Origin of the sequence: Mesorhizobium sp. WSM4976 (assembly GCF_029625685.1) — a bacterium.
Taxonomy (GTDB): domain Bacteria; phylum Pseudomonadota; class Alphaproteobacteria; order Rhizobiales; family Rhizobiaceae; genus Mesorhizobium.
Genome location: NZ_JARTVT010000007.1, coordinates 55356 through 79901, shown reverse-complemented (window position 1 = coordinate 79901; position 24546 = coordinate 55356). Strand labels below are relative to the sequence as shown.

At 63.4% G+C, this 24546-nt stretch carries 21 protein-coding genes; 16 read left to right on the top strand and 5 right to left on the bottom strand.

The window, feature by feature from the left end:
- Positions 1 to 3: 3 nt before the first annotated feature.
- Entirely contained in the window at positions 4 to 1827 is a 1824-nt protein-coding gene (locus P9272_RS10525; protein ID WP_278160499.1) for an ATP-binding protein, read from the bottom strand.
- A 152-nt stretch (positions 1828 to 1979) separates the two neighbouring features.
- Between P9272_RS10525 and P9272_RS10520 the strand changes: the two genes are divergently transcribed.
- The 3 genes from P9272_RS10520 to P9272_RS10510 are packed head-to-tail and all read left to right on the top strand — an operon-like array spanning position 1980 to position 3437.
- Positions 1980 to 2546 (top strand): XRE family transcriptional regulator, encoded by a 567-nt coding sequence (locus tag P9272_RS10520; RefSeq protein WP_128258207.1) that lies wholly within the window; start codon positions 1980 to 1982, stop codon positions 2544 to 2546.
- A 5-nt stretch (positions 2547 to 2551) separates the two neighbouring features.
- Positions 2552 to 2860 carry a hypothetical protein gene (locus tag P9272_RS10515; protein ID WP_278160498.1) on the top strand — a complete coding sequence of 103 codons (309 nt, stop codon included), beginning with the start codon at positions 2552 to 2554 and terminating at the stop codon, positions 2858 to 2860.
- Between the two features lie 37 nt (positions 2861 to 2897).
- On the top strand, positions 2898 to 3437 hold the full coding sequence (locus P9272_RS10510) for a GNAT family N-acetyltransferase (protein WP_128258205.1): 540 nt from the start codon (positions 2898 to 2900) through the stop codon (positions 3435 to 3437).
- On the opposite strand, the gene P9272_RS10505 is transcribed toward P9272_RS10510, so the two are convergent.
- Positions 3429 to 4313, bottom strand: a complete 885-nt coding sequence (locus tag P9272_RS10505) for a LysR family transcriptional regulator (protein WP_278160497.1) — start codon at positions 4311 to 4313, stop codon at positions 3429 to 3431. The two genes, P9272_RS10510 and P9272_RS10505, sit on opposite strands and share 9 nt — an antisense overlap.
- A gap of 109 nt (positions 4314 to 4422) precedes the next feature.
- On the opposite strand from P9272_RS10505, the gene P9272_RS10500 reads away from it, so the two are divergent.
- Together P9272_RS10500 and P9272_RS10495 are read left to right on the top strand one after the other, a co-directional pair.
- Positions 4423 to 5574 carry a gamma-butyrobetaine dioxygenase gene (locus P9272_RS10500; RefSeq protein ID WP_278160496.1) on the top strand — a complete coding sequence of 384 codons (1152 nt, stop codon included), beginning with the start codon at positions 4423 to 4425 and terminating at the stop codon, positions 5572 to 5574.
- Entirely contained in the window at positions 5571 to 6161 is a 591-nt protein-coding gene (locus P9272_RS10495) for an HD domain-containing protein (protein WP_278160495.1), read from the top strand. The genes P9272_RS10500 and P9272_RS10495 overlap by 4 nt, the downstream gene beginning before the upstream one ends.
- A 51-nt stretch (positions 6162 to 6212) precedes the next feature.
- Here P9272_RS10495 and P9272_RS10490 read toward each other — a convergent pair whose 3' ends face one another.
- Together P9272_RS10490 and P9272_RS10485 are read right to left on the bottom strand one after the other, a co-directional pair.
- Entirely contained in the window at positions 6213 to 8021 is a 1809-nt protein-coding gene (locus P9272_RS10490; RefSeq protein WP_278160493.1) for an NAD(P)/FAD-dependent oxidoreductase, read from the bottom strand.
- Between the two features lie 155 nt (positions 8022 to 8176).
- On the bottom strand, positions 8177 to 10096 hold the full coding sequence (locus P9272_RS10485; RefSeq protein WP_278160492.1) for a sigma-54-dependent Fis family transcriptional regulator: 1920 nt from the start codon (positions 10094 to 10096) through the stop codon (positions 8177 to 8179).
- A 387-nt stretch (positions 10097 to 10483) separates the two neighbouring features.
- Between P9272_RS10485 and P9272_RS10480 the strand changes: the two genes are divergently transcribed.
- From P9272_RS10480 to P9272_RS10440, 9 genes are all read left to right on the top strand, one after another.
- The gene (locus tag P9272_RS10480) at positions 10484 to 12265 is read left to right on the top strand and encodes an acetolactate synthase 3 large subunit (RefSeq protein ID WP_278160491.1); all 1782 of its coding nucleotides are present in this window, start codon (positions 10484 to 10486) and stop codon (positions 12263 to 12265) included.
- A gap of 78 nt (positions 12266 to 12343) precedes the next feature.
- On the top strand, positions 12344 to 12916 hold the full coding sequence (ilvN, locus tag P9272_RS10475; RefSeq protein ID WP_042644054.1) for an acetolactate synthase small subunit: 573 nt from the start codon (positions 12344 to 12346) through the stop codon (positions 12914 to 12916).
- 122 nt (positions 12917 to 13038) lie between these two features.
- The gene (locus P9272_RS10470; protein ID WP_128258198.1) at positions 13039 to 13635 is read left to right on the top strand and encodes a LysE family translocator; all 597 of its coding nucleotides are present in this window, start codon (positions 13039 to 13041) and stop codon (positions 13633 to 13635) included.
- 213 nt (positions 13636 to 13848) lie between these two features.
- A complete protein-coding gene (locus P9272_RS10465; RefSeq protein WP_128258197.1) occupies positions 13849 to 15144 on the top strand; it encodes an efflux RND transporter periplasmic adaptor subunit in 1296 nt (431 codons plus the stop codon).
- Positions 15141 to 18293, top strand: a complete 3153-nt coding sequence (locus P9272_RS10460; protein ID WP_278160490.1) for an efflux RND transporter permease subunit — start codon at positions 15141 to 15143, stop codon at positions 18291 to 18293. Before P9272_RS10465 ends, P9272_RS10460 begins: the two co-directional genes overlap by 4 nt.
- Positions 18294 to 18354: 61 nt before the next feature.
- On the top strand, positions 18355 to 18972 hold the full coding sequence (gene nthA / locus P9272_RS10455; protein ID WP_278160489.1) for a nitrile hydratase subunit alpha: 618 nt from the start codon (positions 18355 to 18357) through the stop codon (positions 18970 to 18972).
- Complete coding sequence (gene nthB, locus P9272_RS10450; protein WP_278160488.1) at positions 18969 to 19628, top strand: nitrile hydratase subunit beta; 660 nt, start codon at positions 18969 to 18971, stop codon at positions 19626 to 19628. The genes nthA and nthB overlap by 4 nt, the downstream gene beginning before the upstream one ends.
- Positions 19615 to 19965, top strand: a complete 351-nt coding sequence (locus P9272_RS10445; RefSeq protein WP_128258194.1) for a nitrile hydratase accessory protein — start codon at positions 19615 to 19617, stop codon at positions 19963 to 19965. The genes nthB and P9272_RS10445 overlap by 14 nt, the downstream gene beginning before the upstream one ends.
- Positions 19966 to 20099: 134 nt before the next feature.
- The gene (locus P9272_RS10440) at positions 20100 to 21227 is read left to right on the top strand and encodes an ATP-dependent RecD-like DNA helicase (RefSeq protein ID WP_278160487.1); all 1128 of its coding nucleotides are present in this window, start codon (positions 20100 to 20102) and stop codon (positions 21225 to 21227) included.
- Between the two features lie 12 nt (positions 21228 to 21239).
- Here the strand turns inward: P9272_RS10440 and P9272_RS10435 are convergent, their stop codons facing one another.
- On the bottom strand, positions 21240 to 21653 hold the full coding sequence (locus P9272_RS10435; RefSeq protein ID WP_278160486.1) for an STAS/SEC14 domain-containing protein: 414 nt from the start codon (positions 21651 to 21653) through the stop codon (positions 21240 to 21242).
- A 109-nt stretch (positions 21654 to 21762) separates the two neighbouring features.
- Between P9272_RS10435 and P9272_RS10430 the strand changes: the two genes are divergently transcribed.
- Positions 21763 to 22500: a pyridoxine 5'-phosphate synthase gene (locus P9272_RS10430; RefSeq protein WP_278160485.1), complete on the top strand. Its 738-nt coding sequence runs from the start codon at positions 21763 to 21765 to the stop codon at positions 22498 to 22500.
- A gap of 88 nt (positions 22501 to 22588) precedes the next feature.
- Positions 22589 to 24502, top strand: coding sequence for a potassium transporter Kup (locus P9272_RS10425; RefSeq protein ID WP_278160484.1), 1914 nt, complete (start codon positions 22589 to 22591; stop codon positions 24500 to 24502).
- Positions 24503 to 24546: the final 44 nt, after the last annotated feature.

The following is a 24546-nucleotide window of genomic DNA, read 5'->3' as shown; positions in this document are numbered from 1 at the left end:
CGTTCAACCGCGCATGCCGAAAGTCGAAGGCTTCAGACCGAAGCGGGTGTCGAAGTCGTCGTCGGGCTGGGGGCGGGGCGCGGCGGCCGGCTTCTTATAGTCCGGGTCGCCTGCCTGTCGCGCCGAGTCCACGGTCTCGGCGAAAGCCATGGCCTGCTGCGGCTTCGGCACGTTGCGGAGCCGCTCGACGATCATGGCCAGATCGACGTCGCTGCCGTCCACCGAGGGTTCGACCTGCTCCCTTTTCGCGGTTCCGGGGATGAACTCCTGCGCCAGCTTCTCGAATTTCAGCCGCATGGTGGTCGCGACGCCTTCGCCGAAGGCGATGGCTTCGCGCTGCCCCATCGACGACAGGAACGCGAGCGTGGAAGCCGAGGAGTCGGCGATCGCAGAGCGGATGATCGCCTGGTCCTGCTCGTTGGCGAGCCGCATGGCGAAGAAGGTCGAGCACTGCGACAGGATGGTCGGGTCGAGCTCGCCCGGGCGCTGGGTGACGACACCCAGATAGCAGCCATACTTGCGGCCTTCCTTGGCGATGCGCGACAACGCATGCCTGGTCGGCGCGAAGCCGAGGCGCGGGTCAGCCGGCATGTAACGATGGGCTTCCTCGCAAAGCAGGAGCAGCCTCAGCCGGCCCTCGCTCCACAAGGCCAGGTCGAAGGCCAGCCGCGCCAGCACCGAGCAGACCGAGTTGACCACTTCCGAAGGCATGCCCGCCATCTCGAAGCAGGTGACCGGGCGGCCGTGATTGGGGACACGGAAGATATTGCCGATCGTCTCGTGGATCGTGTCCTCGATCAGGCGGGAATTGAACATGAAGCGGTAACGCGGATCGGCGGCCGCCGATTCGATCCGCGTCTTCAGCGACTTCAGGATGGGGCGATCGTTCTTGCTTTCGAGGAGGCCCATGCGCTCATCGATCTGCTTGATGAGATCGGCAATGCGGTAAGGCACCGGCGTATCCGCCGTCAGCGCGTCGCTGCCGCGCCGAACATAGCTGCCGGAACTGGGGTTGCGATAGAGGTTCTTGGCCGCCGGGATCAGGTCGCGCAGGACATCCACTTCCTCGGGCACCGTCTCTCGGCCGCGAAACAGCACTTCCGCGAATTCCTCCAGCCGAAACATCCAGAATGGCAGGTCAAGTGTCTTGGAATCGACCTTGACGCAATATTCCGGCAGCGAGGCCGCGAACTCGTTATGCGGATCGAGGATGAGCACCCGAAGGTCCGGCCGAGCCTCGATCGATTTGCGCAAGAGCAGCGAGACAGCCGTGGACTTGCCGACGCCGGTGGTGCCGACGATGGCGAAGTGGCGCGCCAGAGTGTCGTCGATGGCGATGTTGGCGTCGATCGATTCGTCCTGCGACAGCGTGCCGATGGTGACGGAGTGGCGCCCGGCCAGATCGTAGACCGCTTGCAGGTCGCGACTGCGGATACGGTGGGCGATGGCGCCGATATGCGGATAGGCGGTGATGCCGCGGTCGAAGACCGGCTTGGCGCCAGGCTCTGCGCCGTCCCGCACTTCGCCGATCAATTCTATGCTGACCTCGATCGGGTTCTGGCCCTCATTGCTCCAGGCGCGGTCCGATTTGCCGATTTCATAGACGAGGCCGACCGTGCGCGTGGAGCCGAGATTGATGGAGATCATCTTGCCGACCGTCCATTGGCCGGTGACCGTGCCGTCGGCATCCTCGGCGTAGGCGCTTATGGTGGCGCGCGCCCCGTCGCATTGCACGACATTGCCGAGAATGCGTTTGTCGCTTTGCAGGGCATTGCGGCGCTCCTGCGAAATCGGTTCGCCAACGGAGGCTTCGCGTTCGACAAACATGACTGACCTGGTCCCATTCCCTGGAGCGTCGACCCTATTCAAGCGGGGTTAAATTGAGGTGAGGTCGAATGGTGTAGACGGTGTTAAGCCGGCCGCAACAATTCGATCGAATAGCCTCTTTCCAGATTTTTTGATTCCGATATATTGGACGAATGAACGATATATCGAATGACATCACCGCCACGATTGGCAGGCGAATACGTTCCGAAAGGACGATCAGGGGCTGGTCGCTGGCCCACCTTGCGGAGCGTTCGGACGTGTCCAAAGCGATGCTGAGCGCCATCGAACGCGGCACCACCAGTCCGACCGCGGCACTCCTTGTGCGCATCGCGGCCGCCTTCGGCATGACTCTGTCTACGCTGATCGCACGAGCCGAACTGCAAGGCAGCGGCGTTTTGCGCAGGGACGAGCAGCTGGTCTGGCAGGATCCGGCAACGGGCTACATCCGACGGCATCTGTCGCCGGCATCCCAGATGCCGCTGGAGCTGGTCAGGGTCAGCCTGCCGGCAGGCGCCAGGGTCAGCCTCCCAGCCGCATCCTACGCCTTCATCAAGCAGCAGATATGGCTGATCGACGGAAGGCTGGATTTCACCGAGGGCGATGTGGTTCACCGGCTCGAGCCCGGCGACTGCCTGGCGCTGGGGGCGCCGGCGGACTGCGTCTTCCATGCTCCCGGACCGGCCGCCGCGGAGTATCTCGTGGCGCTGGTCAGGGACTGATCCGGATGCCTCGACGACCGAAACGCTCGCACAATGGCGGGCCGCCGCTCGACGACTATGAAGGACCGCCCTGGGGCAAGGGCGACGCCTACATCTTCCTCGCCTGGCGCGCCGCCCTCGACAAGGCGTGGAAGGCGCCAAGCCGGGCCGTCATGCTGATGCGGCTGGAGAGAGCCGAGCGGCTCGGGCTGACCTACGAGGAATATACGCTCGAGATCCTGGAGCGTGGGCGCCATCTCAGCGAGGACGACGCCGACCGGATCGCCGAAATACGGCGGACGCGGCGGAGCAGGCGGAGCAGCCATTTCGAATGACCTTTCCTGATGTCGCATCACCTTGGAGAACACCCGCATGAACGCATTTGAAATCCGGGCGTTGACCGACGATGCCGCGACCGTCGCGATGCTCGCCGATCTGTTGATCGAGACCGTCGGTGCCGGCGGGTCGGTGAGCTTCATGCACCCTTTGCCGGCGGAGGCCGCGCGGGATTTCTGGCGCAAGTCGCTTGCCGCGGCCGCGCGCGGGGAAAGAGCGGTGCTGGGCGCATGGCAGGATGGGGTGCTTGCAGGAACCGTCACGCTGCTGCTCGACTTTCCGCCGAACCAGCCGCACCGCGCCGAGATCGCCAAGCTGATGACCGGCCGCGACCATCGCGGCAAAGGCGTCGCAAGCGCACTGATGCGAGCCGCCGAGAAAATGGCCGTCGAGAACGGTCGCACGTTGCTCGTGCTGGACACGGCAAGCGAGGAGGGCGCGGCGGGCTTCTATGAGAAGCTTGGCTTTACGCTGACCGGTGAGATCCCGGACTTCGCTCTGAAGCCGCATGGGGGACTGACAGGCACGCTGATCTACTGGAAGAGGATAGGAGCGCGTGCCCGTACGCTATCCTGAACTTCCGACAATACGCGACAGAAGCCAGCGGCGAAAATCCTGCTCGACGCCGGACAGCCGCGACGACGACGGCCTCGTCAGGAAATGGCCCGATGGGCTCGACAGCTCAAAATCCGAAAGCCTGACGAGGGCATTGTCCCTGAGCGCGGTGTCGATCAACGGCCGCGAGCCGAGCAGTGCGCCGGCGCCGGCCTTCGCCGCTTCCATGGCAGCGACGAAACTGTCGAAGCGATGCGAGCGCCGCGAATGGCCGGCAAGCCCCGCGGCGGCAAACCATTCCGCCCACAGTTCGCGCGCGCCGGCCACCAGGAGAAGTGGCAATGACGCCCAATCGTCATCTCGGGCGAGCGTTGGCGCCGCGACCGGGACAAGCCGCTCGACCGTGAGCCGGTCGGCCTCGCGGCCGGGAAAGGATCCGTTGCCGAAGCGAATGTCGAGCGTCGAGCCCGGCTGGTCGTAATCGGTCGGCCGATGGATGGTCACAATATCGAGCCGGATCTGCGGCAGCGCTTTTGCCAGGTCGGGCAGGGCCGGGATGAGCGTCAGAAGGGCAAAGGAGATCGGAACCCGGATCGACACGGTCTGTAAAGCGCGGGGCTCGAACAGCTCATTGGTGCTGTTACCAATGGTAGCAAATGCCGACTGGATGTGCGGGAGATAGGCCGCGCCCTCCGGCGACAGCGCTACGCCGCGCGCCAGGCGTGCGAACAAGCGCGTCTTCAGCCGCTCTTCCAGAAAGCGGATGTGCTGGCTGACGGCGGCTTGGGTGAGGCCTAGCTCGGCTGCCGCAGCGGTGAAGTTCGACAGGCGAGCAGCTGCCTCGAAACTGCGCAGCCAGTCGAGAGGGGGCAAGGTGTCGAGAGCTTTTGCAGCCATCAGAAATCTATGATCATTACCCAAAAAACGATAATTTGAATTATGCCTCATTGGAAGTCAGCATGCAATCCGTGCCCGCGGGCGGGGTTGGATATGGGAGGTTCTGGGAATGCTGACGAAGGTAACGCCAGGCGACGATGGGCGAACAATCGAGCTTGGCTGGCAAGATGGAACGGTGAGCCGCTTCCACGCCATGTGGCTGCGCGACAATGCACTGGACGACAAGACGCGCAGCGCCGGCAACGGCCAGCGGCTGATCACCATCCTCGACATTCCGGCCGAGACGCGGATCGGCGCAGCCTTGATCAAGAGCGAGATGCTGGAGCTCACATTCGTCCCTGAGGGCAAGACCGTCAGCTTTCCTGCAGGCTGGCTCCGCGCTCATGCCTACGATCGGGCGGAGGTTCAGCGGCCGGGTTGGACGGGAAGCGAGATAAAGCGCTGGACGAAGGCCACTATGCAGAATTCTTTGCCTCGTGTGTCATATGCGGAGGCCAGCCGCGACAGCAATGTTCTGCGGCGATGGCTGGCAGCGGTGCGCAGCTACGGCTTTGCCGTTATGGACGGCCTGCCCACTGAATCCGGCGCGCTGTGCAAGGTGGCCGACCTTTTCGGCTATATCCGCGAGACCAATTACGGGCGCTGGTTCGAGGTGCGCGCAGAGGTCAATCCGAACAATCTGGCCTACACCAATCTCGGCCTGCAGGCGCACACCGACAATCCCTACCGCGACCCGGTGCCGACGCTGCAGATCCTCGCCTGCATCGAGAACACGGTCGAAGGCGGCGAATCCAGCGTCGTCGACGGGTTTGCGGTGGTGGCGGCGCTCCAGGCGGAAAACCCCGAGGGGTTCCGGTTGCTCTCTTCCTATCCGGCCCGCTTCGAATATGCCGGCTCGTCGGGCGTGCGGCTGCGGTCCAAGCGGCCGATGATCGAGCTTGGGCCCGATGGCGAGCTGATCTGCATCCGCTTCAACAACCGCTCGCTGGCGCCGGCCGTCGACGTGCCTTTCGCCGAGATGGAGAAATACTATGCGGCCTATCGTCGGTTCGCCGAACTGATCGAGGACCCCGCCTTCGAGGTGAGCTTCAAGCTCGAGGCGGGAGAATCCTTCATCGTCGACAACACCCGCGTCATGCATGCGCGCAAGGCGTTTTCCGGCAGCGGCAAGCGCTGGCTGCAAGGCTGCTACGCCGACAAGGATGGCCTGCTTTCGACACTCGCCGCGATCGAGCATGGGTTCAAGGAGGCAGCGGAATGAAACCGAACGAATTGAACGCCGGCAACATCGTCGAATTCATCGCCGATATCTTCGAGCGCCGCGGTGCGGAATCCTATCTCGGCGAGCCGGTCTCGATGTCCGAGCATATGCTGCAGGGTGCGTGGCTTGCCGAGCAGGACGGTGCGCCGGAGGAACTGGTGGCGGCGGCGCTGCTGCACGACATCGGCCACTACACAAGCGAGTTCGGCACCTATTCGCCCGACGATGTGGAGGACAGACACCATGACGAGGCGGGCGGCGAGGTGCTCGCGCCTTTCTTTCCGCCCGTCATCGTCGAATGCGTCAGGCTGCATGTCTCGGCCAAGCGCTATCTCTGCGCCGCCGACCCGACCTATTTCAGCAAGCTGTCGCCGGCCTCAGTGCATACGCTGTCGCTGCAGGGCGGGCCGATGAGCGCCGAGGAAGTGGCCGAGTTCCGCAGCAATCCCTTCCACGACGAAGCGGTGCGCGTGCGTATTTGGGACGAGGGCGGCAAGGTCGCCGGCATGAAGACGCGGGCTTTTCGTGACTACGTGCCGCTGCTCGAGCGCGTCGTGAAGAAATTCGCCGCGGAGAAGGCGGCATAGACGCGGAAGCCCGGCTCGCCGGGCTTCCGCCATGTGCGAGAGCGCTGTGCGTCAGCTCTTGTGATAGACCTCCTGCAGTCCATAGACAGGCGTCGGTAACCCGACCTGCCTGGCCTTCAGTTGCAGCGCAAGATACTGCGAATAGTGGCGCGACTGGTGAAGGTTGCCGCCATGGAACCATAGCGCTTCCTGCTGCGTCGGCTTCCACATGTTGCGCTGCTCGCCTTCCCACGGACCCGGATCCTTGGTGGTGTTGGATCCGAGGCCCCAGACCTTGCCGACCTTGTCGGCCACTTCCTGCGAGATGAGGTCCGCGGCCCAACCGTTCATCGAGCCGTAGCCGGTGGCATAGATCACAAGGTCAGCCGGCAATTCCGTGCCGTCGACGAATTTGACGCCGGTTTCGGTAAGTTCCTGCACAGCGGCTCCCGGCCCGCTCTTCAGCTTGATCGAGCCGTCGATGACGAGATCGCAAGCGCCAACATCGATGTAATAGCCGGAGCCGCGGCGCAGATATTTCATGAACAGGCCAGAGCCGTCATCGCCCCAGTCGAGCATGAAGCCAGCCTTTTCCAGGTCCTCGTAAAACTTCGCGTCGCGCTCCTTCATCTGCTGGTAAAGCGGAATCTGGAACTTGTGCAGGATGCGGTAGGGCAGCGAAGCAAAGATCATGTCGGCCTTGCGCGTCGTCATGCCGTTCTCGACCGCCTGCTCGGAGTAGAGCGCGCCCAAGCCGATATCCATCAGCGTGTCGGACTTGACGATGTGCGTGGACGAGCGCTGCACCATGGTCACGTCGGCGCCGCCTTCCCATAACGCCGCGCAGATGTCGTGCGCCGAGTTGTTGGAGCCGATCACCACCACCTTCTTGCCGCGGTATTTGTCTGGGCCGGGATGGGTCGAGGAGTGCTGCTGCTCGCCCTTGAAGATGTCCTGGCCTTTGTATTTCGGCCAGTTCGCCTTCCCCGACATGCCGGTCGCCAGCACCAGCTGCTTGGGCTTGAGCACGATCTCCTTGCCGTCGCGCTCGACGACGAGGGTCCATTCCTTCGTCTTCTCGTCGTATTTGGCGGATTTGGCGGTGGTGGAGCTCCAATAGTTCAGCTCCATCACTTTGGTGTACATTTCCAGCCAGTCGCCGATCTTGTCCTTCGGCGCGAAAACCGGCCAGTTCTTCGGGAAGTCGATATAGGGCAGGTGATCGTACCAGACCGGGTCGTGCAGGCAGAGCGACTTGTAGCGCTTGCGCCAGGAGTCTCCGGGACGCTCATTCTTCTCGACGATGATGGTGGGCACGCCAAGCTGCTTCAGCCGGGCGCCGAGCGCGATGCCGCCCTGGCCCCCGCCGATGATGACGACATAGGGTTGCCTGGTGTGGCCTAGCTCGGCGATCTCGTCGTCCCGCTCCTCGCGCCACGTCTTGCGGTCCTTGCCGTGTCCGTGCTTGGCGCCGAGGGGACGGGTGAAGCCAGCTTTCTCCTCATGCCCTTTCAGCTCCGCCATTGTCGTCAGCAAGGTCCAGATCAGGTCGCCCTTGAACCGCACAAGGCCAAAGCCGCGCGCCACACTCGTCTCGAAGGTGATCCATGCGGTGGTGACGCCGCCGTCCTCGGTCGCTTCCTCGCCCTTGGCCACCGCCCAGCCGGTCGGCTTGGTGTTGGCCAGCGTCGCTTGCAGCATGTCGCGAACCTGGTCCTGGCCTTCCATGGTCTTCAGGTTCCAGGTGAAGGTGACGAGGTCGCGCCAGTAGCAGTCGGCCTGGAAGCAGTTGACGGCGCTGTCGATGTCGCCGGTTTCCAGCGCCTTGCCGAACTTGTCGAGCAGCGACTGTGCCTTGGTGGTGGGTGTTCTCTCGAGCATTTGTTCTCCTCCGCTTGCTAGAGTGCGTCATGAGCAGCAAGCGGCGTGCCAACCGTAGCGCTCATCAGGTATTATTAACGGAATCAATCTGTTAGGACGCTCTTGTGGCGCCTTGCCTGTTGCGTGCGCTGCGGCGCGCCACAGCCCTTGCAACGTTAGTTCGGCGCCTCCAGTCGCAGGCGCTTCATACGGCGATGGACCGTGGTGCGGTCGACGCCGAGACGCCGCGCGGCCTCGGAAATGTTCCAGCCGGTCCCCGCCAGCACGGCCAGTAGGGCTGCGCGCTCTTCCTCGGGCGAGGGGGCGCGAAGCGCGACAAGACTGGCGGAAGGAGCCGGGGGCGCCATGCGGGCCGCGGCGAAATCGGGCAGGTCGGTGGGCTGGATCGTCTCATCGTCGCAAAGCGCCACCGCCAGGTCCACGGCGTTGACGAGCTCGCGGATGTTGCCGGGCCAGTCATGGCGGATCAGCACCAGCCGCGCCGCAGGCGACAGTTTTGCCGGCCGACCAGCCAAGCGTGCGCGCTCGCCGACCAGCCGTTCCAGCAGCCATTCGAAATCGGTGCGCTCGCGCAGCGCCGGCAATGTCAGCGAGGCGGCGTTCAGCCGATAGAACAGATCCTCGCGGAACCGGCCTTCGGCAACCAGTCGCCGCAAGTCGTGATGAGAGGCGGAGATGATCTTGATGTCGACAGACCGGGGCGCAGTGCCGCCGACCGGGATCAGTTCGCGCTCGGCGATCACCCGCAGCAGGCGCGATTGCAGCGCGTAGGGCATGTCGCCGATCTCGTCGAGGAAAAGCGAGCCGCTGTCGGCGCTCTCGATGAGCCCCTTGCGTCCCTTGGCCGTGGCACCGGTAAAGGCGCCGGCCGCGTGCCCGAACAGCTCGCTCTCGATCAGATGTTCGGGAATGGCCGCGCAATTGATGGCCACGAACGGGCCGGAGCGCCCGGAGCTGTCATGCAGCGCGCGGGCGAGATATTCCTTGCCGGAACCGGTCTCGCCATGGATCAGGATCGGGATGGTGGTGCGCGCCAGCTTGGCGGCCCGCGTCTGCATGGCCGCCATGGCTGGATCGCCGCCGGAAAGCTCGGAGATGGGTTTCGGCAGCGCCTCGGTGGGCGCGCGGCGTCCGCTCGACGGCTGCGGTTCGATGGCATGCGCGAACAGCGCGCTGCCGTTGCGGCCGAACACCAGCCGCTCCTCGGTCGGGCGCCCGCGCGTCAAATTCGGCAAGTCGTCGATACCCATGTCGAGGTAACGCGAGATCGGGTGACCGATCGGCGAGGAGAGCCTCCAGTCGACGCCTCCGGCCTGCGCCAGAAGCAGGGCTCCGCCGCGCGTGGTGCCGAGAATGCGGCCCGAGGCATCGAGCGCCACGGCTGCCTCCGGATCGACATCGAGGAATTCGGGCGAGCGCGAGAAGCGCAGCACCCATTCCGAATGCATCTGCGCCATCAAATTGGCGAGCTCGATGCGCCGGGCAGACGCCGTCACCAAGTGAAGGGCAAGGTTCTGGCTGACTTTCGGGTGCGGCGATCGCAGCAGCGATATGTCGAGCACGGCGGTGAGTTCGCCCTTGGTGTCGAAGATCGGCGCGGCGGTGCAGGAGAGCGGCGTGTGAGTGGTGTCGAAATGGTCGGTCTGGTGGATGGTCATCGCCTCGCCCGTGACGATGCAGGAGCCGACGCCGCAGGTTCCGGTGCGGCTCTCAGACCATTCGGAGCCGAGATAGAGACCGGCCGTGCGCAACTGGTCCATGAACAGCGGGTCGCCGAGGAAGTCGACGGTGACACCTTTCGCGTCGGCCAGCAGCAGGACGTAGTTCTGTCCGGCCACCTGCTTGAACAATGTCTCGAGGCCGCTGCGGGCAATGGCGATCAGCCTTTCGGACTGCTCGCGATGCTCGCGCAGCTGGGTATCGGGCACGATGTAGGCTTCCGTCGGACGTGCGGGGTCGAGCCGATGCGTATCGATGCAGCGCAGCCAGGATTGCACCACGATATCGTCGCGGACCGATCGCGCGCCGGACAGCACCTCTTCGATCTCGCGGATATGCTCCCGTTCGCCAGCCATGCGTCCTCCTCGCAGCCAACGTCACATCATAGCGCATGTCGTGTCCCAAACCGCTCCACCCTTCCGGGCGACATGCATCGGCACATACTGGTGCCTCGGCGGCGGGCGCTCAACTGTACTATGGTAGCGCGAAACAGCGCCGTTTCTCACAGGCGGGTGAATTCGCGCCGGACCCCATTGACGAGCCCGCGTTTTCGCCCTTATTGTCCGCGCCCATGAAAACGGCACTCATTCTCGTAGGCTGGCGCGTGGGCAAGGCGGTGTAACCGCCGGGCGAAAACCTCCCATGCGCACCACACAGGCTCCCTCGGGGGCCTTTTTTATTGCCTCCAACCGAACTAAACGACCAGCAAATCGCCAGATGGCGAACAGTACGGGACCAGACCGATGAGCAACGGACAGAACGAGCGGCGCGAGATGACGGGCGCCGAAATGGTGGTGCAGGCGCTGAAGGACAACGGCGTCAAGCACGTCTTCGGTTATCCGGGCGGCGCGGTTCTCCCAATTTATGATGAAATCTTTCAACAAGACGAGGTCGAGCACATCCTGGTCCGGCACGAACAGGGCGCCGGTCACGCGGCCGAAGGCTATGCGCGCTCGACCGGCAAGGCCGGCGTGCTCCTGGTGACGTCCGGCCCCGGCGCCACCAATGCGGTGACGCCGCTGCAGGACGCGCTGATGGATTCCATTCCGCTGGTTTGCCTCACCGGCCAGGTGCCGACCTCGCTGATCGGCTCCGACGCGTTCCAGGAATGCGACACCGTCGGCATCACGCGGCCCTGCACCAAGCACAATTGGCTGGTGAAGGACGTGAATGATCTCGCCGCCACCATCCATGAGGCCTTCCATGTCGCAACGACGGGGCGTCCCGGCCCGGTCGTGGTCGATATCCCGAAGGACGTGCAGTTCGCCAAGGGGATCTACGTGCCGCCGCAGACGGCGCCGCGCACCAGCTATCAGCCGAAAGTCCAGGGCGACCTGGAAAAGGTGAAGGCTGCCGTCGAGCTGATGGTCGGTGCAAAGAAGCCGATCATCTATTCGGGCGGCGGCGTCATCAATTCCGGCCCGGAGGCCAGCCATTTGCTGCGCGAACTGGTCGACCTCACCGGCTTCCCGATCACCTCAACGCTGATGGGGCTCGGCGCCTATCCGGCATCCGGCAAGAACTGGGTCGGTATGCTCGGCATGCACGGCACCTACGAAGCCAACATGGCGATGCATGATTGCGACGTGATGATCTGCATCGGCGCGCGCTTCGACGACCGCATCACTGGCAGGCTCAACGCATTCTCGCCGAACTCAAAGAAGATCCACATCGATATCGATCCGTCCTCGATCAACAAGAACGTGCATGCGGATATCGGCATCTTGGGGGACGTCGGACGCGTGCTGGAAGACCTGGTGCGGCTGTGGCGGGCGACCGCCAAGACCGACAAGAAGGCGCTCTATCCGTGGTGGGAGCAGATCGCGAAATGGCGGGCGCGGGATTCGCTCGCCTACAAGATGAACAGCGATGTCATCATGCCGCAATTTGCGATCCAGCGGCTCTATGCGCTGACCAAGGACATGGACACCTACATCACCACCGAGGTCGGCCAGCACCAGATGTGGGCGGCGCAGCACTATCATTTCGACAAGCCGAACCGCTGGATGACCTCCGGCGGTCTGGGCACAATGGGCTACGGCCTGCCGGCCGCGCTCGGCGTGCAGATCGCGCATCCGGATGCGCTGGTCATCGACATCGCTGGCGACGCCTCGGTGCAAATGACAATGCAGGAGATGAGCTCGGCGGTGCAGTATGAGGCGCCGATCAAGATCTTCATCCTCAACAACCAGTATATGGGCATGGTGCGCCAGTGGCAGCAGCTCTTGCACGGCAACCGGCTCTCGCATTCCTACACCGAGGCGATGCCGGATTTCGTCAAGCTGGCCGAAGCCTATGGCGGACACGGCATTCGCTGCGACAAGCCGGATGAGCTCGACGACGCGATCTGCGAGATGATCTCGGTCAAGAAGCCGGTTCTGTTCGACTGCCGCGTGGCGACCCTGGCCAACTGCTTCCCGATGATCCCGTCGGGCAAGGCGCATAACGAGATGCTCCTGCCGGACGAGGCGACCGATGAAGCGGTGGCCAACGCCATCGACGCCAAGGGCAGGGAACTGGTGTAGTTAGCTACAAAGGCGGGGCTGTCGCGAGAAAGCCGTGCGCAAACAGAGAACTAGCTCAAAAATATAGAGATTCACGTCATGAACGCACAGCTCCAGCCGACCGGTTCGGCTTATTTCATCGCCAAGGAAACCGAGAAGCCGGAAACACATACGCTTTCCGTGCTGGTCGACAACGAACCGGGCGTGCTCGCCCGCGTCATCGGCCTGTTCTCGGGCCGTGGCTACAACATCGAAAGCCTGACCGTTTCCGAGACCGAGCACGAGAAGCATCTGTCGCGCATCACAATCGTGACGCGCGGCACACCGCACGTGATGGAGCAGATCAAGCATCAGCTCGAGCGCATCGTGCCGGTGCACCGGGTGGTGGACCTGACCGTGCGCTCGCATGAACTAGGACAGGAGCGGCCGCTGGAACGCGAGCTCGCGCTGGTCAAGGTCGCCGGCACCGGCGACGCCCGCGTCGAGGCGCTTCGGCTTGCGGATGCCTTCCGCGCCTCGGTCATCGACGCCAACACCGAACATTTCATCTTCGAAATCACCGGCAAGGGATCCAAGCTCGACCAGTTCATCGCCATCATGAAGCCGCTTGGGCTGGTCGAGATCTGCCGCACCGGCGTCGCGGCGATGAACCGCGGTCCTCAGGGCATGTGAGAGAGGCGAGCATCGCTCGCGCACTCAGTCTGCCTTGTCTCTGGTCCGGCAAGTCCCCCGCCGCTGGCTTTTGCGCATCCGCCAAAAAAGGACAACAAGGCTGACGTATCCGGGAGGATAACATGTCGCTCGACGCATTCCTTGCCCTGCTGATCTACGCCTTCGTGACGTCGATCACGCCGGGGCCGAACAACCTGATGCTGCTCGCTTCCGGCGTCAATTTCGGTATCGCCAGGACGGTTCCGCACATGCTGGGCATCAGCATCGGCTTTCTGATCCTGCTGCTAGCGGTCGGCCTGGGGCTCGGCGCGGTGCTGACGGCGTTGCCTGTGCTGCATGCGGCGCTGAAAATCGCAGGCGCGGCCTATCTGCTCTACCTCGCCTGGAAGATCGCCATGTCGCGCTCGATCAGCGACGGAAAAGGGGCGGAGGGGCGGCCAATGCGCTTCATTGACGCCGCTGCATTCCAGTGGGTCAATCCCAAGGCCTGGGTGATGGCGATCACCGCCATGGCCGTCTACACCAATGCCGACCACCCGTTCGTCTCGGTGGCGCTGATCGCGGTCGCGTTCACCATCGTCAATCTGCCAAGCGTCTCCGTCTGGGCCGGATTCGGCACGGCACTGCGCGGCTTCCTGTCGGATCCGGTGCGGCTGAAATGGTTCAACATCGCCATGGGTGTGTTGCTGGCGGCGACGCTGTGGCCGATGCTCCGCTGAGCTGATTTTCGGACCGGTGAGCCGTCCGGCTGCGGTACGTTAGCCGGCTGCCCAGATATTGTGCAGTGCACATTAAATCTTCGTAATGCCGCGTTTTGGCCCTTTTCCGCCAAGTCCTTGTCCTATCTACTCCACGAAAATCGCGGCACGACGCCGTGAATAGCGTTAGAATGGACCACCGGGATCGGCGTGTCGGATAGAGGACTATTGTCGATGCGCGGAAAAATCGCCTTTGCAGTTGTCGCGGTCGCCTGCCTAGTGGGCGCCGGTCTCTACTATTCGCCAACGACCTTAGATAAGATCGAACACCTCGTTTCAAGTCAGCAGACAGGCGCTGACAAGGCGGCGAGCGCGGACAAGACGCCCAAGGGTTCGGACACTACGAAGGCGACCGACAATGCAAAAGGCGGCGGCCCGCGTTCCGCCTCTATTGTCTCCGCCGCCGCCACTACCGCCGATTTCCCGATCCGCCGCTATGCGATCGGCTTCGTCTCCTCTCCGTCGGTTGTGAACATCAATGCCAGGGTTTCCAGCCAGATCGTGTCCATCGCGGTCAAGGATGGACAGATGGTGAAGGCAGGCGATGTCCTGTTTTCGCTCGATGATCGCGCGCTGAGGGCGCAACTGGCCAAAGACCAGGCGACTCTCGCCAAGGACCAGGCGATGCTGGTGAGCGCCCAGGCCGATCTGCAGCGCGCCAAGGATCTTGTCGCCAAGCAAGCCGGCACGCAGCAGACCTACGACCAGGCGCTGGCGGCGCAGAGAGCCGCTGCCGCGACCATCGATGCCGACAAGGCGATGATCGACGCCGACACCGTGCAGTTGAGCTACGCGACCATTTCGGCACCGATCTCGGGCAGGCTGGGTGCTGTCAACGTTTCGGTCGGCGATCTCGTAACCACCAGCAATGGCAACTCGAGCAGTTCGACGCCGCTGGTCACCATCACGCAGATGGACCCGTTGCAGGTGAACTTCACGTTGCCGGAGAGCAACCTTGCCCTGCTGCACAAGGCGCTCGCCGACCCGCAGCAAGGCGGCGTGACGCTGACCAAAAACGGCGATGCCGCGCCGATCGGCAAGGGTGCGCTCGATTTCGTCGATTCCAGCGTCGATACAGCGTCGGGCACCATCGCCACGCGAGCGAGCATACCGAACCCGGATCTGTCGCTGTGGCCGGGGCAATATGTGAATGTGGTGCTCGAAGCAGGCACGATGCCGCATATGACCTCGGTTCCGACGGTCGCGGTGCAGCCCAGCCAGAAGGGTCCCTTCGTCTATGTCGTCAAGCCCGACAACACCGTGGAGATGCGCCCGGTGCAGGTGGCGCTCACGCAGGGCGAAAACAGCGCCATCAGCGAGGGTCTGAAGAGCGGCGAGAAGGTCGTCGTCGAAGGTCAGACCCGATTGAAGAACGGCGCGTCGGTGCATGAAGGCAAAGCGGCCGGATCCGGCGAGCAGGCGTCGCCTAAGGTCGCGGAGGCAGACAAGGCTAGCGGAGCCGCCCAATGATCTCCGAATTCTGCATTCGCAGACCGGTCGCCACGCTGCTGATGTCGTTCGCCCTCATTCTGGGCGGCATTTTTGCCTACAAGTTCCTGCCGGTGGCGGCGCTGCCGAGCGCCGAATTTCCGGTGGTCAATGTTTCGGCCAGCCTGCCGGGTGCCTCGCCGGAGACGATGGCGACGTCGGTGGCGACGCCGCTGATCAAGCAATTCGCGACGATCGCCGGCATTGATTCGATTTCGACCACCAATTCGCTCGGTCAGACCTCGATCGCCATCCAGTTCGTGCTGAACCGCGACATCGATGCCGCCGCCGCCGACGTGCAGGCGGCGATCGCACGCACGCAAAAATCGCTGCCGCCGGAAATGACCTCGCCGCCTAGCTATCGCAAGGTCAATCCCGCCGACGCGCCGATCCTCTTGATGTCGCTGGTGAGCGACACCGTGCCGCTGACGGATCTCGACGCCTTCGCGGAAAACGTGATCTCGCCTTCGCTCTCGACCATCGACGGCGTTGCGCAGGTCTCGATCTTCGGCCAGCAGAAATATGCCGTGCGCATCCAGATCGATCCGACCGCGCTTGCCGCGCGGGGCATCTCGATCGATCAGCTGCAGACGGCGATCGCCTCGGCCAACAGCAATACGCCGCTCGGCGTGCTGCAGAACAACAAGCAGCAACTGACCATAACCGCCAATACGCAGCTGGCCAACGCGGCGGGCTTCTCCAATCTCATCATCGCCACCAAGAATGGGCACCCGGTGCGGTTAGGCGAGGTCACCCGCGTTGTCGATTCGGTGGAGACCACGACGACAGCAAGCTGGTATGACGGCACGCGCGCCATCATCATGGCGGTTCAGCGCCAGCCCGACGCCAACACTGTCGACGTCGTCGACAAGGTCAAGGCGATGCTGCCATCCTTCCAGGACCAGATGCCGGCCGCCGCCGAGATCAAGCTGCTCAACGACCGGTCCATCTCGATCCGTCAGGCCGTCGATGACGTCCAGTTCACGCTGCTGTTGACCATCGCCCTGGTTGTGATGGTGATCTTCGTGTTCCTGCGCCGCGTGACGGCGACCATCATTCCGGCGGTGGCGGTGCCGATCTCTCTGATCGCCACGCTTGGCGCGATGTTCCTGTTCGGCTTTTCCATCGACAATATCTCGCTGATGGGACTTACGCTCGCCGTCGGCCTTGTTGTCGACGACGCCATCGTCATGCTCGAAAATATCTTCCGCCACATGGAAGAGGATGGATTGTCGGCCTTCGACGCTTCGCTGAAGGGCGCGCGTGAGATCGGCTTCACCATCATCTCAATTTCGATCTCGCTGGTGGCGGTGTTCATCCCGGTGCTTTTGATGGGCGGAGTGATCGGCCGCATCTTCAATGAATTCGCCGTGGTGGTGACCGTAGCGATCCTGGCCTCGATGTTCGTTTCGCTGACGCTGACGCCGATGCTCTGCTCACGGCTGCTGTCGGTCAGCAAAGCGGATCGCGAGGCTCATGGCGATGGCCGCAGGCTTGACATTGTCACCCGCAGCTATGACTGGCTGCTGAGCTTCTGCTTGCGGCATACCTTCCTTGTGTTCCTCGTCTTCGCCGGCACGGCGGCCGCGTCGGTCTGGCTGATTGTGGTTTCGCCGAAAGGCTTTTTCCCACAGGAGGATATCAGCCAGATCTCGGTTTCCACGCTTGCGCGCCAGGACATTTCTTTCGATGCCATGGTCAAGCTGCAACAACAGGTTGCCGACGTTTTCACGCATTCTCCCTATGTGACGCATGTCGCCTGGTCGGTGGGCGGCGGCCAAAGCGCGCTCAATCAAGGCCGGCTCTACGTACAGCTGAAGGACAAGAGCCAACGGCCGGATATCGAGAAGGTGCAGTCCGATCTGAGGAAGCAACTTTCAAACGTGGCTGGCATCGAAACCTACATGCAGCCGGTCCAGAATCTCAGGCTGGGCTCGCGGCAGTCCGCCAGTGCCTACCAGCTGGTGGTACAGGGGCTCGATACCGGTCAGACCGACATCTGGGCGCAGAAGCTCAATGACGCAATGGTCGCCGACCACACACACTTCACCGACGTCACAAGCGATCTGCAGAACAACGCCCTGCAGGCGTCGCTGGTGATCGACCGTGACAAGGCCGCCCAGCTCGGCATCGATACCAGCACGCTGCGCACGGCTCTCTATGGGGGGTTCGGTACGGATCAGGTTTCGACGATCTTCGGTTCGGCGGACAGCTATGCGGTCGTCACCGAACTCGATCCCAAGATCAACTGGTCGCCGGAGCGGATGCTGGCCATCCAGGTAAGGACAGCTAGCGGCAGCCTGGTGCCGCTCGGCGCATTTGCCCATGTCGACCGCACGGCGGGCGCGCTCACGGTCAACCAGCTTGGTCAGCTTCCGGCGGTGACGATCTCCTACAATCTGCCGTCGGGCGTATCGCTCGGTGATACGGTGACCCGCATCGACCAGCTCAAGGAACAGATCGGCATGCCGACGGCGATCTCGACGAGCTTCGCGGGCACCGCCAAGACATTCCAGGATTCGCTGGCCAACCAGGGCCTGCTGATCGGCGGCGCGATCCTGACGATCTATATCGTGCTCGGCATGCTCTATGAGAGCTTCATCCACCCGCTCACCATCCTTACCGGCCTGCCGTCTGCGGTGCTCGGCGCGGTGGTGGCGCTGCACTTCGCCGGCATGGATCTCTCGGTGATCGCGGTGATCGGCATCCTGATGCTGATCGGCATCGTCAAGAAGAACGGCATCATGATGGTCGACGTCGCGCTCGAGCTCAGGCGACAGGGCATGTCGGCGAAGGATTCCATTCACAAGGCCTGCCTGATGCGTTTCCGGCCGATCATGATGACGACGCTGGCGGCACTGATGGGCACCTTCCCGATCGCGCTCGGCACGGGAGCCAGCGCCGAACTTCGCCAGCCGCTCGGCGTTGCCGTGGTAGGCGGCCTACTCGCTTCGCAGGCGCTGACGCTGTTCGTTACGCCGGTGATCTATGTCTATTTCGAGAACTTCTCGGGCTGGCTGCTCAGCTTCTCGTCGAAGAAGAGCCAGCCGGCGCTGCATGTTCTGGAAGGCGGCGAGCAGGGCTCGCTGTTCGACGGCGAGGCAGAGCCGAAGAAGGTGGCGGCCGAGTAGACCCGCTGCTGGCCCAAGGCGTCGCGCTTGCGGCCAAGGGCAGCCGATCTTAGTCTCGGGCATGACCCACGATCATGACCACGACAACAAGCTCGATCCGTTCGCGGCGCGCGTGCGCGCGCTGGAGACGATCCTGACCCAGAAAGGCCTGATCGATCCTGCGGCCATCGATGTCATCGTCGATACCTATGAGACGAAGATCGGCCCGCGCAACGGCGCGCGGGTGGTGGCGAAGGCCTGGAACGATCCGGCTTATGCCCAATGGCTGAAGCGCGACGCGACGGCTGCGATCGAATCGCTCTCCTACACCGGCCGCCAGGGCGAGCACATGCAGGCCGTGTTCAACACCGAGGAGACGCACAACCTCGTCGTCTGCACACTCTGCTCCTGCTATCCTTGGTCGGTGCTCGGCCTGCCGCCGGTCTGGTACAAGGCGCCGCCCTACCGCTCGCGGGCGGTGATCGATCCGCGCGGCGTCCTCGAAGAATTCGGGCTGACCTTGCCGGCGGAAAAGAAAATCCGCGTCTGGGATTCGACCGCCGAGCTTCGTTATCTGGTGGTGCCGATGCGGCCCCGCGGCACCGAGGGCTGGAGCGAGGAACAGCTTGCGGGGTTGGTCAGTCGCGACGCGATGATCGGCACGGCGCTGGCCAAAGAGCCGGAAGGGGAGCCGGCATGAACGGGCCGCAGGACCTCGGCGGCCAGATGGGATTCGGGCCGGTCGCGCCCGAGAAGGACGAGCCTTATTTCCACGCCGCATGGGAGCGGCGGGCGCTGGGCGTGACGCTTACCGCCGGCGGCATGGGGGCCTGGAGCATCGATGAAAGCCGGCACGCGCGGGAATCGCTGCATCCCGCCGATTATTATGCATCGAGCTACTACCAGATCTGGATCAAGGCGCTGGAAACGCTCCTGAAACGCCACGGCTTCGTCACGGAGCGCGACCTTGCCGCCGGCAAGGCGGTCGATGCGGCCGCTACGCCGAAAAGGGTGCTGAAGGCTTCGGATGTGCCGGCGGTGCTCGCCAAGGGCGGTCCATGCGACCGGCCGGTTGCCACGCCGGCCCGTTTTCGGGCGGGCGACCGGGTGCGCACGAAGAATTTCAACCCGGCCGGACATACGCGCCTGCCACGTTATGCGCGCGGCAAAAACGGGAGGATCGAGGCCGTTCGCGGCGGCTTCGTCTTTCCAGACAGCAACGCGCATGGCAGGGGCGAGAACCCGCAATGGGTCTATACCGTGATGTTCGACGGCCCTGGGATCTGGGGCGAGGGGGCCGATCCCACGCTCAGCATCTCGATCGATGCCTGGGAGAGCTATCTTGAGCCGGCATGAAGGTGCTTTGCCCGCTGGTTTCGACGAGCCTGTGTTCGCCGAACCGTGGCAGGCTGAAGCCTTCGCCCTGATAGTTGCGCTGCACGGCAAAGGCTTGTTTTCGTGGAGCGAATGGGCGGAGGCTTTGTCGGCCGAGGTGAAACAGCCGGGCGCGGCGAGTGATGGCCACGATTACTACGAGCATTGGCTGGCGGCGCTGGAGAAGCTTTTGTCCCGGAAGGGGGTCGCGGGCAAGGGGGAGGTCGATGAACTCGCCGCCGCCTGGGAGCGCGCCGCGCATGCAACGCCACACGGTAAGCCGATCCTGCTGGAGAATGATCCAGGCGCAGGTGGATAGATCGTCTCTGTTCACTTTACGTTCTTATCTGCTCCTGATAGCCTGAGCTGTCATAGGTACCTTCGCACGGCCGATGACCTTGGCTGAGGGCGGCCAATCTTGTCTTTCGCTTGCGAATCCGGTCTGTCGCACTGATGGAATTTTCTCCCCAGCAGGATGAGGCTTTGAAAGCGGTCGGGCGCTGGCTCAAGGAGGGCCGGCCGCAGGTCTTTCGGCTGTTCGGCTATGCCGGCACCGGCAAGACGACGCTGGGGCGCTATTTTGCCGAGCATGTCGACGGCCAGGTGCAGTTCGCCGCCTTCACCGGCAAGGCGGCGCAGGTGCTGCGCTCCAAAGGGGCGACCAATGCCCGCACCATCCATTCGCTGATCTATAGACCCAAGGGCGAGGAATCTGTCGAGGACGAAGTGACCGGCAAGACCTCGATGTCGCCGACCTTTTCGCTCAACCGGCAAAGCCCGATTTCGCGCGCCAAGCTCGTCGTCATCGACGAATGCTCGATGGTCGACGAGCAGCTCGGCCGCGACCTGCAGAGCTTCGGCACGCCGATCCTGGTGCTTGGCGATCCGGCACAGCTGCCGCCGATCTCAGGCGGCGGCTTCTTCACCGAGCACGAGCCCGATGTGTTGCTCACGGAAATTCACCGCCAGGCGCGCGACAATCCCATCATCCGGCTGGCGCTTGACGTCCGCGAGGGCCGGGGATTCATGCATGGCGATTATGGCACGGCGAAGGTGATCGGCAGGGAAGCAGTCAACCAGGAACTGGTGCTCAAGGCCGACCAGGTGCTGGTCGGCACCAACCGCACGCGTCGGCGCTACAATCAAAGGCTGCGCGAGTTGAAAGGATTCAACGCCGACTTTCCGCAGGCCGGCGACAAGCTGGTCTGCCTCCGCAACGATCCGGCCAAGGGGCTGCTCAACGGCTCGCTATGGAAGGTGATGACCTCGTCGCGCGAGACGGTGAAGCCCGGCATCAACCTTCTGGTCTCGCCGGAAGAGGACGATCCCGATCGTGGCGTCGCCAAGATCAAGCTGCTCAAGGCGGCGTTCGAGGATCCGGATGCCGAAATTCCCTGGCAGCAGAAGAAGCGCTTCGACGATTTCGACTATGGCTACGCCTTGACTGTGCACAAGGCGCAGGGCTCGCAGTGGAACGACGTCGTGCTGTTCGACGAGAGCTGGGCGTTCAAGGAGACCCGGCAGCGCTGGCTCTATACGGCAATCACCCGCGCCGCCGAACGGTTGACGGTGGTGCGCTAGGGGCGTTGAGATTCAGGAGAGACTGGCCTGGTCCGCGGGCCTTGCGCCAAGCCACTGCCAGGCGGCACCCTCATCGTCGACGTCGAAGCGTCTGACTTCGAAGGGTAGCGTTTTCGGGAAGACGCCGGCGACGAGGGAGGCCCAACTCGGTTCGCCGATGACCGCGCAGCGCACAACATGTTCCATCGCGTCGGCCACGCCCTGCCGGAGCGTGTCTTGCTTGATATTGGCCCAGTCGACGCTTTCCTCGTGGGTCAGCCTGATCAGCACGTCGATCCTCGGATGCAGCGCGTAGGCGGCCTCCAGCAGGCCGAACAGGTTTTCCGCATCGGCTGGCGAGACGTCGCCGACGACATCAATGGCGAAAAGCGCGTCGCGGTTGGTTTCGATGCGGCGGATCGCCGGCACGGCTTCGAGGAAATTCACTGGCAGATCCTTGTGTTAGCCTCCATCTATCCCCTGGAACACGCGAAACCCTCTATCTGTTCCCGTCAAAGGCGGTATAGATGCGCGCCGATCCACTGGACGCCAGATCATGCCCGCCAAGCTTTCGGTCAATCTCAACGCCGTCGCCATGCTGCGCAACCGTCGCGACCTGCCATGGCCGAGCGTCACCGGGCTGGGCCGCATTGCCCTCGCCGCCGGCGCGCACGGGCTGACGGTGCATCCGAGGCCCGACGAGCGGCACACAAGGCATTCCGACCTGCCAGAGATCAGGGCGCTGATAGACGATGAATTCCCCACGGCGGAGTTCAACATCGAGGGCTATCCGACCGAGGAGTTCCTGGCGCTAGTCGAGAAGAACCAACCCGAGCAGGTAACGCTGGTGCCGGACGACCCGGCGCAGGCGACCTCCGACCATGGCTGGAACTTCGTCGCCCAGGCGGCGTTCCTGACTCCGATCGTCAAGCGGCTAAAGAAAGGCGGGTTTCGCGTGTCGCTGTTTTCCGATGCGGATCCGGATGGGGTCAACGCGGCGCGCGACACCGGTGCCGACCGTATCGAGCTCTACACCGGACCATACGGAGGTTTCCATTCCGATTCCGCAAAAGCGGCGAAAGAGCTGGAAAGGCTGGGAAAAACCGCCGACGCCGCATTCGCGGCCGGGCTCGGCGTCAATGCCGGCCACGATCTGACCGTCGAGAACCTACCGCCACTGGCCAAACGCATCCCGGCCTTGGCCGAAGTGTCGATCGGACATGGGTTGACAGCGGATGCGCTGGAGTATGGCATGGCCAGCACTGTCGGGCGGTTCTTGAAGGCCTGCGGATGATAGGGGACTTTGGGTAGTTTCGGCGGTCTTGGTGCGTCCCGCGCGTCCAGCGACCTCGGAGCGTGACGTATCCGGTACAGTGGGGTTCATGGTGCTAGCCAACGCCAGCGAAACGGAGTCCGTCGAACGCCCGGGCCATGCCGAAAGCGAGCGGCGGCACAGCACCAAGGTGCTCATGCTTGGTGCGCTGGGCGTCGTCTATGGCGATATCGGCACGAGCCCGATCTATGCCTTCCGCGAGGCGCTGCATGCCTCGTCGAGCTCGGTCGCCCGCCACGATGTGCTGGGCGTGCTGTCGCTGATCGTCTGGGCGCTCACCATCATCGTCACGATCAAATATGTCGCCTTCGTGCTCAGGGCCGACAACAAGGGCGAGGGCGGCACGCTGTCGCTGATGTCGCTGGCGCGCAGCGCCTACCCCCCGGGCTCACGTCTCATCCTGGTGATCGGCCTCTGCGGCGCGGCGCTGTTCTTCGGCGATTCGATCATCACGCCGGCGATCTCGGTGCTTTCGGCGGTCGAGGGCTTGAAGGTCGTCACGCCGTCGCTCGATGCCTATGTGGTGCCGATCACGCTGATGATCCTTGCGGTGCTTTTCGCGGTGCAGCGCTTCGGCACCGGCAAGGTGGCGGCGGTGTTCGGACCCGTGACGGCGACATGGTTTGTGGCGATCGGCGCGGCCGGCCTCTACCATATCGTCGACGACCCGTCCGTCTTCCTGGCGATCAATCCCTATTACGCGATCTACTACCTGGCCACCACCCCGACAGGCGCCTTCGTCACCGTCGGCGCCGTGTTCCTGGCTGTTACCGGCGCCGAGGCGCTCTACGTCGACCTCGGCCATTTCGGCCGCAAGCCGATCGTGATGGCCTGGTTTGCAATCGTCTTCCCCTGTCTGCTCCTGAATTATTTCGGGCAGGGCGCCTTCGTGCTCTCGCATGGCGGCAAGCCCACCAATCCGTTCTTCCAGATGCTGCCCGAATGGGCGCTGATGCCGATGGTGGGCCTCGCGACCGCGGCCACGGTCATCGCCAGCCAGGCGGTGATCTCCGGTGCCTTCTCGCTGACCCGCCAGGCGGTGCAGCTCAATCTTCTGCCTCGCATCGAGGTGCAGCACACCTCCGAGATGCAGAGCGGCCAGATCTATATGCCGAGGGTCAACCTGCTGGTCGCGCTCGGCGTGATGCTTCTGGTCGTCGGCTTCGGCAGCTCGAGCGCCCTTGCCTCCGCCTACGGCATTTCGGTGACCGGCGAGATGCTGATGACGACGGTGCTTTTGTTCGTCGTCATGCGCTGGCTATGGAAATGGCAGCTGGCGCTGGCCTTGGTGCTGGCGATGCTGTTCGGCGTCATCGATCTCGGCTTCTTCTCGGCCAATGTCGTCAAGATCGTCGAGGGCGGCTGGGTGTCGATCACGGTCGCTTCGATCATGGGACTTATCATGTGGAGCTGGATACGCGGCAGCCGCTACCTGTTCGACAAGACGCGCCGCAACGAGATCCCGCTCGATTTCCTGGCGGCGAACCTCCTGAAGAAGAAGCCACAGCTCGTCTCGGGCACGGCCGTGTTCCTGACCAGCGACCCGCTGAGCGCGCCGACGGCACTGATGCACAGCCTGAAACACTACAAGGTGCTGCACGAGAAGAACGTCATCCTGTCGGTGGTGACGGCGCCGCAGCCGGTGGTGCCCGACAGCGAGCGCGTCAAGCTGGAGACGGTCAACGAACTGTTCATGCGCGTGACGCTGACCTTCGGCTATATGGAGCAGCCCAACATTCCGCGCGCCCTGGCCATCTGCCGCAAGCAGGGCTGGAAGTTCGACATCATGACGACCTCCTTCTTCCTGTCGCGGCGCTCGCTGAAGGCTTCACCCAATTCCGGCATGCCGGTCTGGCAGGACCGGCTGTTCATCAGCCTGGCGCGCTCGGCTGCGGATGCCACTGAGTATTTCCAGATTCCCACGGGGCGCGTCGTGGAGATCGGGACGCAGGTCGCGATCTGATGGCCGCGGTTTTCGTTGGATGAAGAAGCGCACGCGTTTCGTAC